Here is a 14,658-nt window from a genome sequence, read left to right as displayed (position 1 = left end):
GGTCAGAACGGCAGGCCGGGGATGCCTCCGCCGCCAAGGCCCTGGGCGAGCGGGCCCAGCTTCTGCTGCTGGAGCGTCTGCGCGTTCTCGTTGGCGGCCTGGACGGCCGCGACGACCAGGTCGGCGAGGGTCTCGGCCGTCTCCTCGGCGGACGCGGCCTCGGGATCCACCGCCTTGGGGTCGATCTTCAGGGCGCGCAGCTCACCGGCGCCGGTGACGGTGGCCGTCACCAGACCGCCGCCCGCCTGCCCGTCGACCTCCGTCTGCGCCAGTTCCTCCTGCGCCTGCGCCAGGTCCTGTTGCATCTTCTGGGCCTGCTGGAGCAACTGCTGCATGTTGGGCTGGCCACCACCGGGGATCACGATCAGCTCCTTGCTCGGTACGGGTTTTCCCGTTCGGCACGAGCCTACGTGGTCGGGGCTGCCGTCGCCCCAGCACTCTTTCGAGTGAGTCCCCCTCGCGCCCTATACCTGACCAAGGAATACTTCCGGGCGGAAAAGAGGCGAAAGCTACGTCTTCGCCACCCATTGGGAGGTAGGAAGGTCGGGCGCGTTCCGGATGCGGACTTTCGTTCATCGCGCAGCGTGATCGGTGGGTGAACCGTACGTGGTCATTCGTGGTCAGTGAGGAGTGCCGGGTGGGTCAGCCGGAGATGCAGCCCGAGGGGCCGCCTCAGGACGGGCGGGGCGAGCAGGCGGCGGCCGGGCTGCGGCCGGGCGATCTGACCGGGCGGGTCTTCCCGCTCGGGGACTGGGGCGAGCCGGCGGTCCGGCTGGACGAGCTGTACCGGTGGGTGGAGCGCGGGGCGCTGCGGACGGCGGCCTGGTATCTCGTCGACCGGGTGTGGAAGCGGCGCTGCGCGCGGGTGCTGCGCTGCGGGGCCGCGGCCGGGGCGGTCACGGGGGTCGCGCTGCCGCTGCTGGATCTGACCGGGGTCGCGGGCGGGATCGCGCCCTGGGGGTGTCTGACCCTGCTGCTGGGGGTGGCGTGCATGGCGGTCGACCGGTACTTCGGGGTGACGTCCGGCTGGATGCGGGACGTGGCCACCGCGCAGGCCGTGCAGCGACGACTGCAGGCGCTGCAGTTCGACTGGGCGGCGGAGAGCGTGCGGGAGGTGCTGGGGCCGACGGAGGGGACGGCCGGTGAGGCGGCCGAGCGGTGTCTGTCGGTGCTGCGGAGGTTCTCCGAGGACGTGACGGAGCTGGTGCGGGTGGAGACGGCTGACTGGATGGGGGAGTTCCGGTCGGGGTGTGCCGCACCGGCGGGGTTGCAGGCGGTGGTGTTCCCGGCGCCGGGGCGCGGGTCCGAGGTGGGGGTGAACGGACGGTTCACGGTGCCGCCGTCCGGGGGGACCCGCCCGAACATGCCCCGCCAGCGCCCACCCGAGCCGAGGTGAGAGACATGGCCCCGGGCGGCTCCGATCTGCGCCGGCCCGAAGGCGCCTGAGGTCTCGACGGGGCGGAGCCCGACGTGAGTTGGTCACCGCCTCGTGCACGTCAGCCGTTCCCCGCTGCTCGTGTTCACGCGTTCCGGCGTGCCGGCTCCGGTCACCCGTCGGCCCGAAGGCGCCCCGACGTTCGACGGCCCGGCGCCCGAGGCGAGTCGCTCACCGCTTCGTGTAAGCCAGCCGTTCCCCGCTGCTCGTGTTCACGCGTTCCAGCGTGCCGTTCGGGAGGAGGGTCACCTCGCTGGCCGCGCCCGGGGTGCAGGCGGTGCGGGGCTGCCCGACCTTGACGGTGGAGGGGCCGATCTGCAGCGCGCCGCCGGTACCGGGTTCCGCGGTCAACCGCCCCTCGAAGACGCAGTGGTAGGTGCCGCCGACCTTGGTCGGGCCGTCGGCCGCAAGGGACAGGACCGTGTCGCCCGGTTCGCCCTGCCGGAGGGTGAGCGAACGGCTGTGCTCGCCGTCGGCGTTGTCGATGGTCGCGGTCCAGGTGCCGAGGTACCCGGCCGGGATCGGGCCGTCCGCCGGGGAGGCCGAGGTGTCCGGCTGCGAGGTCGCCGGGGACGGGCCCGGGGTGGTCGGGGCCGGACCGGTGCTCTGCGTGCCGCCGCGGCCGTCGTCGGCCCGGTCGTCGCCGCCCTGCATCAGCGCGTACACCGACCCGCCCGCGGCGAGCGCGACGACCAGGGCGATCACGACGAGCAGCACGGTGGAACGGCCGTCCCCCCGCGCCGGCCGGGGCTGCGGGGGCCCGTACGGCGGGATCGTGCCGTAGGGCGGCGGGCCGTACGGCGGGGTGGAGCCGGGGCCGCCGTAGGCGGGGTGCGGCGCGGGACCGCCCGGGGCGCCGGGCTGGGGGTGCTGCTGAGGGTGCTGCTGGGGGTGACCGTATGCCGGATACGTGGGTGTCTGCGGGTGGGGCGGGGCGCCCGGGCCCGGAAGGTGGTGAGGTGCGGGGGATGCGCTCTGCCCGGCGGCCATGGTGGGCAGATGGTTCACCGACGGACCGTCGCCCTGCGGGCCGGGCAGGCCCGGCGGGGGCGACGGGGGCGGGCCGGGGATCGCCGCGGGGGCCGGGGGCAGCGCCGGGCGCGGCGCCGACTCGTCGGCGGCGGGGGCGTGTTCGGGGGCCGGGCCGGGGCCGGGGCCGAACCTGTCCGCAGGGACCGGACCCGGCTGCTGCGCGGCGCCGCTTTCCGGCTGCGGGCCGGTGGGGGCAGGCCGTGCCCGCGCGGCGGAGCCACCCGCGTCGCCGCCCCGAACCCCTGCGGCGGAGCCACCCGCGTCACCGGTCCGGGCCCCTGCGGCGGAGCCAACCGCATCACCGCCCCGGGCCCCTGCGGCGGTGGGCCGGGCCTGGTCCGTCTCCCCCTCCGGATCCTCCGTGTCCAGCAACCGCACCGCGTGCCGCCCCAGTTGGGCCACCAGTGCGCTCGGCAGCCACGGGTCGAGGGCACGGCCGTCGGAGACGGTGTCGTCCGCGCCCGTGCGCTGCAGCACACGGTCGAGGGAGGGCCGGGCGGCGGGATCCTTGCGCAGGCAGTCCCGGACGAGGTCGGCGATGCCCTCGGGGACGCCCTGAAGGTCCGGCTCCTCCTGGGCGATGCGGAACATCAGGGCGTGCACGCCGCTGTTGGCGGTGCCGAACGGCAGGGCGCCGGTGGCGGCGTAGGCGAGGACCGAGCCGAGGCAGAACACGTCGCACGCCGGGGTGATGCGGTCGCCCCGCACCTGCTCGGGCGCCATGAAACCGGGCGACCCGACGAGCGCGCCGGTACGGGTGAGCCCGCCGTCCGTCACGGTCTCCAGGGCTCGGGCGATGCCGAAGTCGATGACGCGCGGGCCGTCGATGGTGACCAGCACGTTGGACGGCTTGAGGTCGCGGTGGACGATGCCGGCCGCGTGGATGTCCTTGAGCGCGTGCGCGAGACCGGCCGCGAGGATGCGGACCGTCCGCTCGGGCAGGGCACCGTGGTCGTGCCCGACGACCTGCTGGAGGCTCGGCCCGGCGACGTACCCGGTGGCGACCCACGGCACGGCCGCCTCGGTGTCGGCGTCCAGCACCGGCGCGGTCCAGTACCCGCCGACCCGTCGCGCGGCCTGCACCTCCTGCCGGAACCGCTCCCGGAACTCCTCCTGCGCGGCGAGCTCCTCACGGACCAGCTTCACGGCGACCGTACGGCCCCGCTCCGAGCGGGCCAGATAGACGTGCCCCATGCCCCCCGCACCGAGCCGCGCCAGCAGCCGGTACGACCCGATGTGCTGCGGATCCCCGGGCCCCAGCTTCTCCATCGCCCCGCCGCCTTCCCCCCACACGTGAGCAACAGACCGAGAATAGTGCGGGGCGGGGGCGGGGCGGCCTGGGCAACCTCTACGGTTCCGTAACAGGCACAGGCGTCGTGCCGGGCGTCCCGACCTGGTCGAGCACCTTCGACAGCCGTTCGAGGATCCGCACCGCTTCCGCCAGCTCCTCCTGACCGAACGCCGCGGCCAGCCGGTCGGCGAACGCCGTGTGCCCGGGGCCGATCCGGGCGATCGCCGCCCGCCCCTGCTCCGTCGGCGCGAGGAGCTTGGCGCGGCGGTGCGCCGGGTTCGGCCGGTACTCGGCGAGGCCCTTGCCGACGAGCAGGTCGGCGATGCGCTGGACGCTCTGCCGGGTGATGCCCATGGCGCGGGCGATGCCGGAGACGGGCAGCGGCTCCCCGAGGACCGCGCCGAGCACCTGCCACCAGGCGGCGGTGAGCCCGGCGGGGCGGGCCAGTTCCTCCGCGACGGTGAGGAACTGGCCGTTGAGCCGGAACACCCCGAGGGCGCTGCTGCTGAGCAGGTCCTGACGCTCCCGGCTCACAGCGCGCCGGCCTTCTCCAGCACCCCGTACGCCGTCGCGTCGGAGTCGTGGAACAGCCGGTACCAGGCGTCCAGCACCTCCCCTTCGTGGACCCCGAGGAGCCGGAGGACCTCCCGGGCGAAGGCGACGGGTTCGGTCGGGCCGGCGGTGACAAGGCCGGCGTCGGTGACGGCGTCGGTGTCGACGTAGCGCCCGCTGCCCGCGTAGCCGGTCGCGGCCAGGTAGAAGGAGACCGCGCTGGTGTGGTCGCGGTCGTCGAGCAGGCCCTCGCGGGCGAGTCCGGCGGTGGCGCCACAGATCGCGGCGACCGGGACGCCCGCGTCGAGGAAGGCCCGGGCGGTGCGGGCGAAGGGGGCGAGGTCGCCCGAGGTGTCCCAGAGGTCGGCGCCCGGGAGGATCAGCAGCGCGCTGTCCTCGGGGCGCAGGTCCCCGAGCGCCAGGTCGGGCTGGATGCGCAGTCCGCCGATGCTGCGCACCGGGGCGGTGGACGGGCCGACGGTGCGGATCTCGTGGCCGGCGCGGGCGAGATGGGCCGCGGCGTGGCCGGTCTCCCAGTCGGCGAGGGTGTCGTAGACGGCGAGATGGACGGGCTTGCGGCTCATGGCTACTCCTCGGCTTCCCTGTATGACAACATGCTGTCGAATAGGCAGCATGTTGTCAATAGGTCCCCCGCCCGCCACCTTCCCGTCGACAACCTGTCGCGGAAACCCGCAGACCTCACACACGACGCCGATTTCCCGCCCCCGCCCGCCATGCCTACGCTCGCCCGCATGACCCCTCAGCCGAATCCCGAAGCCGGCGCCGCCGTCAAGGCCGCCGACCGCGACCACGTGTTCCACTCCTGGTCCGCTCAGGAACTCATCGACCCGCTCGCCGTCGCCGGTGCCGAGGGGTCGTACTTCTGGGACTACGACGGCCGCCGTTACCTCGACTTCTCCAGCGGGCTCGTCTACACGAACGTCGGCTACCAGCACCCGAAGATCGTCGCCGCGATCCAGGAGCAGGCGGCGAAGATGACGACCTTCGCGCCCGCCTTCGCCATCGAGGCGCGCTCGGAGGCGGCCCGGCTGATCGCCGAGCGGACGCCGGGCGACCTGGACAAGATCTTCTTCACCAACGGCGGCGCCGACGCCGTCGAGCACGCCGTCCGCATGGCCCGGCTGCACACGGGCCGCCCGAAGGTGCTCTCGGCGTACCGCTCGTACCACGGTGGCACCCAGCAGGCCGTGAACATCACCGGCGACCCCCGTCGCTGGGCCTCCGACAGCGGCACGGCCGGGGTCGTGCACTTCTGGGCGCCCTACCTGTACCGCTCCCGCTTCTACGCGGAGACCGAGGAGCAGGAGTGCGCGCGGGCGCTGGAGCACCTGGAGACGACGATCCGCTTCGAGGGGCCCTCGACCGTCGCGGCGATCATCCTGGAGACGATCCCGGGCACGGCCGGGATCATGGTCCCGCCGCCCGGCTACCTCGCCGGGGTGCGGGAGCTCTGCGACAAGTACGGGATCGTCTTCGTCCTGGACGAGGTCATGGCCGGCTTCGGACGGACCGGCGAGTGGTTCGCGGCGGACCTGTTCGGCGTCACGCCCGACCTGCTGACCTTCGCCAAGGGCGTGAACAGCGGCTATGTGCCGCTGGGCGGTGTCGCGATCTCCGGCGCGATAGCGGAGACGTTCGGGAAGCGCCCGTACCCCGGCGGTCTGACGTACTCCGGGCACCCGCTGGCGTGCGCGGCCGCGGTGGCGACGATCGACGTCATGGCGGAGGAGGGCGTCGTCGAGAACGCGGCCCGGCTGGGCGCCGACGTCGTCGGGCCGGAGCTGCGGGCGCTGGCCGAGCGGCACCCGAGCGTCGGCGAGGTGCGCGGCACCGGCATGTTCTGGGCGCTGGAGCTGGTGCGCGACCGTGAGACGCGGGAGCCGCTGGTGCCGTACAACGCGGCCGGTGAGGCGAACGCCCCCATGGCCGCCTTCGCCGCCGCCGCGAAGAAGGGCGGGCTGTGGCCCTTCGTGAACATGAACCGGACGCACGTCGTGCCGCCCTGCAACATCAGCGAGGCCGAGCTCAAGGAGGGCCTGGCGACGCTGGACGCGGCGCTCTCGGTGGCGGACGAGCACACGCGGTAGACACGGGGCACCGCCGGAGGGCACCGGACACCCGCCGGTGAGACGGGGCGCCCGCCGGTGGAGACGGGGCGCCCGCCGGTGGAGCCCGGGCACCGGCGGTAAGCGCCTGTAAACCCGTCAGTAACCGACAGACTCGCGCTCCGTTCGAACGCGTAAGGTGGCGTGCTCGTAGACATACATATACGCGCACGCCACCCGAACGCGACGAGGGAGACGCCCTGACCATGCCCGCCAGCTCCGGCAACGGCGCCGTGACGCGCAGCACCCTGCGGCAGCAGATCGCCGACGCGCTTCGTGACGAGGTGCTGGCCGGGCGGCTCCAGCCGGGGCAGGAGTTCACGGTCAAGGAGATCGCCGAGCAGTACGGGGTGTCGGCGACGCCGGTGCGCGAGGCGCTCGTCGACCTCTCCGCGCAGGGACTCCTCGACGCCGACCAGCACCGCGGCTTCCGGGTCCACGAGTACTCGGTCGAGGACTTCCGCGGCATGATCGAGGCGCGCGGGCTGGTCATCGAGGGCATGTTCCTCGCCCTCACCGAGGGGCGCCCCAATGCGGTGCGGCCCGACGATCCCCGGTCCGCCGCCGTCGTCGCCGGGGTCCGCAGGCGCGGCGAGGAGGCGCAGCGGGCCGCCGCGGCCGGTGATCTCAGTGTCCTCATCGGTTACGACCTGCGCTTCTGGCGCGAGCTCGGAGCCTGCTTCGGCAATCCCTACCTCGCCGACTTCCTCAACCGGCTGCGCGTCCAGACCTGGGTCTGCGCGGTGCAGCACCTGCGCCGGCTCACCGATCTGCGCGGCGAGCTGTGGGCGGGTCACACCCAGCTGGTCGACGCCCTGATCGACCGCGACAACGACGCCGCCCGGGCGATCATCGCCGCGTACAACGCGCACTCGCTCACCCTGATCGAGCGGCTCGCCGCCGGATGACCCGCGTCGCCGCTGCCGGTATGGGTATGGGACATGCACGGCGGGAGCCGTGACCGCGGCGCACCGCTACCCTTCTTGACCACGTGTTACCCGACGACCGCGCTGAGCGAGGAGCCTTCTTTGGCCTGTGACCTGTGGCTGGTACCGCTCGTCGACGTGTTGTGCCACACGCCGGACAACCCCTTCGCCGAGGAACTCGCGCAATACAACAAGGTGCTCGCCGAGGCCGGTCTGCCACCGGTGCCGGTGTACCAGTACATGCCGGGCCTGACCGGCGACGTCGCCCCGGTCGCGGGCTTCGACTACGACGCGCTGCACTTCCTGCGCCGCGCCTACCTGCTCCAGGTCTGCGGCCTGCCGGTGACGCCCGTGGACGAGCTGGGCGGCGACTACGAGCAGTTGCTGGAGATGTTCGAGTCGACGGCCCAGCAGTCGCACCTGGTCTGGCACTACGACCACGCGGGCGCCTACGTCCCCGTCGACTTCCCCGGCCCGCTCGCCGACGACGATCTCCTCGCCGGCGGCGGCCCCCTGGGCTCCTCGCACGCCCTGCTGCGGGAGCTGGAGGTGGTCGCCCCGGCCATCGGGATCGACCCGGCCAACCCGCCGACAGCCCCCCAGCCGCCGCTCGCCCCTACAGAACTGGAGGAACCCGCCGTCCCCGCCCCGTACGATCCGAGCCCGTTCGCCCGGGAGCGCCACGTCTGGCTCGGCCTGCACGCGGCGGTGACCCGCAGCCTGGCTCAGGGGTCGATGATCGTCTTCAGCTGAGTCCGGTCGTCGTCGGCCGGGCCCGCGACTCACCGTCCCAGCTGAGAGAGGCCCTTCTGCACGTCCTCCATGTTCATCACGGGCGTGTAGGAGACCTCCGCGTCCAGCTGGAGGAAGAAGGGCTCGCTGATGACCGGCATCTGCCAGCTGTCCTGCATGTCGAAGACCACGTAGGCGGTGCGCTTGCCGTGGTCGGTGGTGAAGTAGGCCGCTTCGGGCTTGATCTGTTCCATCGACTCCTGGATCAGCTTCGTCAGGGTGCCGTTCCGGATGGCCTCGTTGGCCTTCTCCGTGTCCATGGAAGCCTTGAACAGTACGCGCATCGCACTCACCTTCTCCTGGCCGACGCGCATGGGGGTACGGCTTCAGCGTATGCCCGTTCCCGCGAAGTCTCCCGGCGGACGAGAGCGGGCCGCCCCCCGTGTGCACGAGGAGCGGCCCGCCGACGTCGGGACCGGTCAGAGGAACGAGTTGATCTCGATCGTCTCGTCCCGGCCCGGGCCCACGCCGATCGCGGAGATCGGGGCGCCGGACATCTCCTCCAGCGCCTTCACGTACGCCTGGGCGTTCTTCGGCAGGTCGCTGAAGGACTTGGCCTTGGAGATGTCCTCGCTCCAGCCCGGCAGCATCTCGTAGACCGGCTTCGCGTGGTGGAAGTCGGTCTGCGAGTAGGGCAGCTCCTCGACGCGCTTGCCGTCGATCTCGTACGCCACGCAGACCGGGATCTGCTCCCAGCCGGTGAGGACGTCGAGCTTGGTGAGGAAGAAGTCCGTCAGGCCGTTCACGCGGGTCGCGTAGCGGGCGATGACCGCGTCGAACCAGCCGCAGCGGCGGTCACGGCCGGTGGTGACACCGCGCTCGCCGCCGATCCGGCGCAGCGCCTCGCCGTCCTCGTCGAACAGCTCCGTCGGGAACGGGCCGGCGCCGACGCGGGTCGTGTACGCCTTGAGGATGCCGATGACCCGGCTGATCTTCGTCGGGCCCACGCCGGCGCCGGTGCAGGCGCCGCCCGCGGTCGGGTTCGACGAGGTGACGAAGGGGTACGTGCCGTGGTCGATGTCCAGCAGCGTGCCCTGGCCGCCCTCGAACAGGACGACCTTGTCGTCCTCCAGCGCCTGGTTGAGCACCAGGACGGTGTCGGAGACGTACGGCGCGAGCTTGTCGGCGTAGGCCAGCAGCTCCTCGACCACCTGGTCCACGGCGATCGCGCGCCGGTTGAAGAGCTTGGTGAGGACCTGGTTCTTGACGTCGAGGGCCGCCTCGACCTTCTGCGTGAGGATCGACTCGTCGTACAGGTCCTGCACCCGGATGCCGACCCGGTTGATCTTGTCGGCGTAGGTCGGGCCGATGCCGCGGCCGGTGGTGCCGATCTTCCGCTTGCCGAGGAAGCGCTCGGTCACCTTGTCCATCGTCACGTTGTAAGGCGTGATGATGTGCGCGTTTCCGCTGAGGAGGAGCTTGGACGTGTCGACGCCACGCTCGTTCAGACCGCTCAGCTCGGAGAGCAGGACCGACGGGTCGACGACGACGCCGTTTCCGATGACCGGCGTACAGCCGGGAGACAGGATTCCGGAAGGGAGGAGGTGCAGTGCGTACTTCTGGTCACCCACGACCACCGTGTGGCCGGCGTTGTTGCCGCCCTGGTAGCGCACCACATAGTCCACGGAGCCACCGAGAAGGTCGGTGGCCTTTCCCTTGCCTTCGTCACCCCACTGAGCACCGAGCAGCACAAGTGCGGGCACGCGCGTACACCCCTTCCGGGCGGGGCATGTCCATGGTCGAGGGCGTACGCGGGTTCACAGCCGCGTGCACCGCGACCGCCGTTGGCCGCCAACCGTCGGACCGGATGCCCCGGAATAGACGAAGCCCCTGGCGCAATAGCGCAAGGGGCTCTTGCACAAAGATGCTACCCGAGGAAGCGAGGCATGGCCGAGGTGGCGACTTCCGCGACGTCCGAGCAGCTGCTGGTGGTGGTCGACCCGGTCGCCCGTAGATCGGACGGCGAGTCCGTCCGGATCGCGAAAGACGTGCTCGGAGCGGGTGCGGGCATGAAGCTGTGTCTGCCGGACGGGCCGGAGGAGTTCGCCCGGGCGCTGGCCCGGCGGGGCTCGCGGCGGCCGGTGGTGGTGGGCGACGACCGGACCCTGATCCGCGCGGTGGCGCTGCTGCACCGTCACCGGGAGCTGGCCGGATGTGCGCTGTCGGTGGTGCCGGTCGGGGGCGCGCTGTCCCTGGCCCGGTCGCTGGGGGTCCCCACGGGGACGGTGGCGGCGGCGCGGGCGGTGCTCGACGGGGTCGAGCGGCGCATGGACCTGATGGTCGACGACAGCGACGGGGTGGTGCTGGGCGCGCTGCGCATACCGCCGCTGCGGCCCGCCCCGGCCGCGACGGGCCCCGAAGCCGCGCCGGACCCGGGCGAGGTGCCGGGCCGCCCCTGGCTGCGGACCTGCCAGTCCCTGGTCCGGACGCTGGTTCCGGCGGGCCGCCCGTCCCGGCTCACCGCCGCGCCCGAGCCGGGCCCGTCCCGGCTGCGGGTCGAGGTGGACGGGGAGACCCTCGTCGATCTGGACCAGCCGGTGGAGGCGGTGTCGGTGGCACCGTCCGCGGCGGGGGTCGCGTCGGTGGAGGTCAGACCGGTGTCGGTGGGCGCGGAGGCCTCGCCGCTGCTGGCACGGGGCCGGACGGTGAGGGTGTCCGGGGCGCACTTCCGTTACCGCGCGGACACGGTGGTGTCGGGCCCGGTACGGACCCGGACGTGGGTGGTGCGGGAGGGTGCGTGGGGGCTGACGGTGCCGGCGGTGTCGTGAGTCAGTTCTCGGGAGCCAGGAATCCGGCGGTGTCGAGGGTGCAGCCGAACGGGTCCGGGATGTCGAGCTTCTCACCGAAGGGCTTGGAGAGGCGCAGCTCGTACCCCTTCGCCGACGGCGCCCCGTAGACGACGGCCTGCTGCTCCTGCATGTCGAGGATCAGGTAGACGGCGACGCCCGCCTTGGCGTAGACGTCGACCTTGTCGGTCAGGTCGTCGGTTCGGGTGGAGGGGGAGGTCAGCTCGGCGACGAAGGACAGGGCCTCACCGTCGAGGTGGGTGCTCGTGGTCTCGAAGACACGCTCATGCGCCGCGTGGATGTCCGGTCCGAAGGCCCGCTCGTGCTCCGGGAAGACGTAGAGGAACGGCGAACGCTCGATCACATGCTCTTCGGGAAGATGCGGCTCCAGTTGGCTGCACACCAGCCGCATGACGCGGCGGTAGTACCCCTTCGACCACGGCGACACGACGATGCTCCCTCTGACGATCTCGGCCTTGTAGCCGTCGGGCACGTTCAGCTCGTCGACGAGGTCCAGAAGCTCCTCGAAATCACTGCGGGGCCTGGTGCCGTTCATCACCGGTCGCTCTGCCATGAGTGTCATGATGCGCCCTCCCCTTGGATGCGAGCCATCCGCCACCCAGTGTAGTCAGTTGATCACCCAGGCCCGAACGTCTTCTCGCGGTGCTCCCGCCAGCGCTCCATCAGCGCGGCGAGTTCACCGTCGAGGAACTCGAAGAACGCCAGCGTCTCGGCCATGCGGCGACCCGCCGGGGTCTCCGCGCCGAGGCTGGTGATGCCCTCGCGCAGGGCGCCCTCCCACCGCTTGAGGACGGTGTCGCGGTTGGTCAGGGCCTCGTACCACTGGTCGCCGTGCACCCGGTAGCGCTCCCGGCGCGAGCCCGGCTCGCGTTCGCGGGAGACCATGTGCGTCTGGGCCAGGTACCGCACCGCCCCGGACACCGCCGCGGGGCTGATCCGCAGCTGCTCCCCCAGCTCGGCGGAGGTCATCGAGCCCGCGTCGGAGGACAGGAGCGCGGCGAAGACCCGGGCGGGCATGCGCGTCATCCCCGCCTCGACGAGCTGGGCCGCGAAGGACTCCACGAACCTCGACACGGCCTGCGGGTCCCGGCCGCTTCCGGCTGATCCGTTCATGGGGCTCATCCTATTCGCGCTTCACATGATTCCTTAACTTCACAAATTTCTGAAAGAAGCGTACGTTCTGAAACATGACGAAGGCCATCACCGTCTCCGGACTGCACAAGTCCTTCGGGCGGACGCATGCTCTCGACGGGCTCGACCTGGAGGTCGCCGCCGGCGAGGTCCACGGCTTCCTCGGCCCCAACGGCGCCGGGAAGTCCACCACCATCCGGGTCCTGCTCGGCCTGCTGCGCGCCGACTCGGGCGCCGCGCAGGTGCTCGGCCGCGACCCGTGGGCGGACGCCGTGGAGGTGCACCGCCGGATCGCCTACGTCCCCGGGGACGTGACGCTGTGGCGCAACCTGTCCGGCGGCGAGGTCATCGACCTCTACGGCCGGCTGCGCGGCGGGCTCGACACGAGGCGACGTACGGAGCTGGTCGAGCGCTTCGAACTCGACCCCACCAAGAAGGGCCGCACCTACTCCAAGGGCAACCGGCAGAAGGTCGCCCTGGTCGCCGCGTTCGCCTCGGACGTCGACCTGCTGATCCTGGACGAACCGACCTCGGGCCTGGACCCGCTGATGGAGGAGGTCTTCCAGCGCTGCGTCCGGGAGGAGCGCGACCGGGGCCGCACCGTCCTGCTCTCCTCCCACATCCTCAGCGAGGTCGAGGAGCTGTGCGACCGGGTGAGCATCATCCGCGGCGGCCGCACGGTCGAGAGCGGTTCGCTCGCCGACCTGCGCCACCTCACCCGCACCAGCGTCGTCGCCGAGCTCGCGGGGTCGCCCGACGGCCTGGCGGAACTGCCCGGCGTGCACGACCTCGACGTGCGGGGGCACCGCGTCCGGCTCCAGGTCGACACCGACCGGCTGAACGCCGTCCTGCGGTCGCTGAGCGACTCGGGCGTACGGTCGCTGACGTCGACACCGCCCACGTTGGAGGAGCTGTTCCTGCGGCACTACCAGGAGGAGACGGCCGAGCCGGACGCGGCGGTGGCCCGATGACCACGGTCGCGGTACGGCCCGGCAGTTCACGCCAACTGGCCGGCACGGGAACCCTGCTGCGGTTCGCCCTGCGCCGCGACCGGCTGCTGATCCCCGTGTGGATCGCGGTGAACGCGCTGATGGTCCTCTCCATGCCGGGCACCCTGGAGGGCCTGTACGGCACCCCGGCCGAACGCGCCGGCCTGATCCGGCAGATGGAGACCAACTCCTCGCTGCGCGCGATGGTCGGCCCGGTCTTCGGCGACTCGCTGGGCGCCCTGACAGCCTGGCGCGTGGGCATCTACGCCGGTGCCCTGGCGGCCGTGATGAGCCTGCTGATCGTCGTGCGGCACACCCGGGACGAGGAGGAGAGCGGCCGTCAGGAGCTGGTGGCGTCCGGCATGGTGGGCCGCCGGGCCTCCCTGACCGCGGCCCTGCTCGCGGCGGCGGTCGCGAACGGGGTCCTGGCGCTGCTGGTGACGGCCGGGCTGGCCGGGCAGGGCACGACCGGCGCCCTGGCCCTCGGGCTCGGGATCGCCGCCGTCGGGACGGTCTTCGCCACGACGGCCGCGATCGTCGCGCAGCTGACGGAGAGCGCGCGGCTGTCACGCGGTCTGACGGCGGCGGTGCTCGGAGCCGCGTTCGTCCTGCGCGCGGCGGGCGACTCGGCCACCGACGACGGTTCGTCGGTCCTGACCTGGCTGTCGCCGCTGGGCTGGCTGGAGAACCTGCGGCCGTACGCGTCCGAGCGCTGGTGGGTGCTGGTCCTGCTCGCCGGGGCGGTGGCCCTCCAGGGCGCGGTGGCCTACGCCCTGGCCGGGCGCCGGGACCTCGGCATGAGCTTCCTGCCGACCCGGCCGGGCCCGGCGTCCGGCCGGGTCGGCACCGCGGGCGCCCTGGCCTGGCGGCTGCAGCGGGGCGGTGTGCTGGGCTGGAGCATCGGGTTCTTCCTGGCCGGCGTCGTCTACGGCGGTATGACCGAGGGTGCGGCGGACCTGGTCGGCGACAACGAGGGCGCCCGGCGGATCATCGAGCGGATGGGCGGGCAGTCCGGCCTGACGGACGCGTTCCTGGCGTCCATGATCGGCATGCTCGGCCTGGTCGCGGCGCTGTACATCGTCTCCTCGGTGCTGCGCCTGAACGGCGAGGAGACCTCCGGCCGGGCGGAACCGGTGCTGGCGACCGCGGTCGGGCGGCTGCGGTGGGCGGCCGGGCACCTGGTGATCGCCTTCGGCGGCGCCGCCCTGATCATGCTGCTGGCGGGGCTCGGCTTCGCCGTCGGCTACGGCAAGGAGACCGGCCCGATCCTGGCGGCGTGCCTGGTGCAGCTCCCGGCGGTGTGGGTGGTCGGCGGGGTGGCGGTGCTGCTGCACGGGGCCCTGCCCCGGGCGGCCATGGCGGCGTGGGGGGTCGCCGGGGCGGTGCTGCTGGTCGGCTGGGTCGGGCCCGCGCTGGACGTACCGCAGGTCGTGCTGGACGTCTCGCCGTTCGGGCACGTGCCGAAGCTGCCGGGCGGGTCCATGGAGTGGGGGCCGGTGGCCGTGCTGACCGGGGTGGCGGTGGTGCTGGTGGCCGCGGGCCTGGCGGGGCTGCGCCGCCGGGACATGTCGGCCTGA

General features: G+C 72.6%; 15 protein-coding genes. 7 read left to right on the top strand and 8 right to left on the bottom strand.

The window, feature by feature from the left end; genetic code table 11:
* Positions 1 to 2: 2 nt before the first annotated feature.
* On the bottom strand, positions 3 to 362 hold the full coding sequence (locus ACFCXS_RS24565; protein WP_344461247.1) for a YbaB/EbfC family nucleoid-associated protein: 360 nt from the start codon (positions 360 to 362) through the stop codon (positions 3 to 5).
* Between the two features lie 275 nt (positions 363 to 637).
* On the opposite strand from ACFCXS_RS24565, the gene ACFCXS_RS24560 reads away from it, so the two are divergent.
* Entirely contained in the window at positions 638 to 1,396 is a 759-nt protein-coding gene (locus ACFCXS_RS24560) for an SLATT domain-containing protein (RefSeq protein WP_376645476.1), read from the top strand.
* 210 nt (positions 1,397 to 1,606) lie between these two features.
* Here the strand turns inward: ACFCXS_RS24560 and ACFCXS_RS24555 are convergent, their stop codons facing one another.
* The 3 genes from ACFCXS_RS24555 to ACFCXS_RS24545 all read right to left on the bottom strand — a co-directional run bounded on the left by ACFCXS_RS24555 (position 1,607) and on the right by ACFCXS_RS24545 (position 4,894).
* Positions 1,607 to 3,736 carry a protein kinase gene (locus ACFCXS_RS24555; protein WP_376645475.1) on the bottom strand — a complete coding sequence of 710 codons (2,130 nt, stop codon included), beginning with the start codon at positions 3,734 to 3,736 and terminating at the stop codon, positions 1,607 to 1,609.
* Positions 3,737 to 3,815: 79 nt separating this feature from the next.
* Positions 3,816 to 4,292 (bottom strand): MarR family winged helix-turn-helix transcriptional regulator, encoded by a 477-nt coding sequence (locus tag ACFCXS_RS24550; RefSeq protein WP_376645474.1) that lies wholly within the window; start codon positions 4,290 to 4,292, stop codon positions 3,816 to 3,818.
* On the bottom strand, positions 4,289 to 4,894 hold the full coding sequence (locus ACFCXS_RS24545; protein ID WP_376645473.1) for a DJ-1/PfpI family protein: 606 nt from the start codon (positions 4,892 to 4,894) through the stop codon (positions 4,289 to 4,291). Before ACFCXS_RS24545 ends, ACFCXS_RS24550 begins: the two co-directional genes overlap by 4 nt.
* Before the next feature lie 168 nt (positions 4,895 to 5,062).
* Here ACFCXS_RS24545 and ACFCXS_RS24540 point away from each other — a divergent pair, with 168 nt between their 5' ends.
* The 3 genes from ACFCXS_RS24540 to ACFCXS_RS24530 all read left to right on the top strand — a co-directional run bounded on the left by ACFCXS_RS24540 (position 5,063) and on the right by ACFCXS_RS24530 (position 8,115).
* Positions 5,063 to 6,418: an aspartate aminotransferase family protein gene (locus ACFCXS_RS24540; protein ID WP_376645472.1), complete on the top strand. Its 1,356-nt coding sequence runs from the start codon at positions 5,063 to 5,065 to the stop codon at positions 6,416 to 6,418.
* A gap of 224 nt (positions 6,419 to 6,642) precedes the next feature.
* Positions 6,643 to 7,344, top strand: a complete 702-nt coding sequence (locus tag ACFCXS_RS24535) for a GntR family transcriptional regulator (RefSeq protein WP_376645471.1) — start codon at positions 6,643 to 6,645, stop codon at positions 7,342 to 7,344.
* A 120-nt stretch (positions 7,345 to 7,464) separates the two neighbouring features.
* Complete coding sequence (locus ACFCXS_RS24530) at positions 7,465 to 8,115, top strand: hypothetical protein (protein WP_376645470.1); 651 nt, start codon at positions 7,465 to 7,467, stop codon at positions 8,113 to 8,115.
* Positions 8,116 to 8,144: 29 nt separating this feature from the next.
* On the opposite strand, the gene ACFCXS_RS24525 is transcribed toward ACFCXS_RS24530, so the two are convergent.
* A complete protein-coding gene (locus tag ACFCXS_RS24525; protein WP_376645469.1) occupies positions 8,145 to 8,438 on the bottom strand; it encodes a hypothetical protein in 294 nt (97 codons plus the stop codon).
* A gap of 135 nt (positions 8,439 to 8,573) precedes the next feature.
* The gene (locus ACFCXS_RS24520; RefSeq protein ID WP_376645468.1) at positions 8,574 to 9,857 is read right to left on the bottom strand and encodes an adenylosuccinate synthase; all 1,284 of its coding nucleotides are present in this window, start codon (positions 9,855 to 9,857) and stop codon (positions 8,574 to 8,576) included.
* A 183-nt stretch (positions 9,858 to 10,040) separates the two neighbouring features.
* On the opposite strand from ACFCXS_RS24520, the gene ACFCXS_RS24515 reads away from it, so the two are divergent.
* Positions 10,041 to 10,922: a diacylglycerol kinase family protein gene (locus ACFCXS_RS24515; protein ID WP_376645467.1), complete on the top strand. Its 882-nt coding sequence runs from the start codon at positions 10,041 to 10,043 to the stop codon at positions 10,920 to 10,922.
* A gap of 1 nt (position 10,923) precedes the next feature.
* On the opposite strand, the gene ACFCXS_RS24510 is transcribed toward ACFCXS_RS24515, so the two are convergent.
* Positions 10,924 to 11,523 (bottom strand): Uma2 family endonuclease, encoded by a 600-nt coding sequence (locus ACFCXS_RS24510; RefSeq protein ID WP_376645466.1) that lies wholly within the window; start codon positions 11,521 to 11,523, stop codon positions 10,924 to 10,926.
* Positions 11,524 to 11,576: 53 nt separating this feature from the next.
* Complete coding sequence (locus tag ACFCXS_RS24505; protein WP_376645465.1) at positions 11,577 to 12,074, bottom strand: GbsR/MarR family transcriptional regulator; 498 nt, start codon at positions 12,072 to 12,074, stop codon at positions 11,577 to 11,579.
* 74 nt (positions 12,075 to 12,148) lie between these two features.
* Between ACFCXS_RS24505 and ACFCXS_RS24500 the strand changes: the two genes are divergently transcribed.
* Together ACFCXS_RS24500 and ACFCXS_RS24495 are read left to right on the top strand one after the other, a co-directional pair.
* On the top strand, positions 12,149 to 13,063 hold the full coding sequence (locus ACFCXS_RS24500) for an ATP-binding cassette domain-containing protein (protein WP_376645464.1): 915 nt from the start codon (positions 12,149 to 12,151) through the stop codon (positions 13,061 to 13,063).
* Entirely contained in the window at positions 13,060 to 14,658 is a 1,599-nt protein-coding gene (locus ACFCXS_RS24495; protein ID WP_376645463.1) for an ABC transporter permease, read from the top strand. Before ACFCXS_RS24500 ends, ACFCXS_RS24495 begins: the two co-directional genes overlap by 4 nt.

Source organism: Streptomyces sp. NPDC056373 (genome assembly GCF_042262425.1).
Lineage (GTDB): Bacteria > Actinomycetota > Actinomycetes > Streptomycetales > Streptomycetaceae > Streptomyces.
The sequence above is the reverse complement of the archived record's forward strand: the minus strand, read 5'-3'. Positions and strand labels throughout refer to the sequence as shown.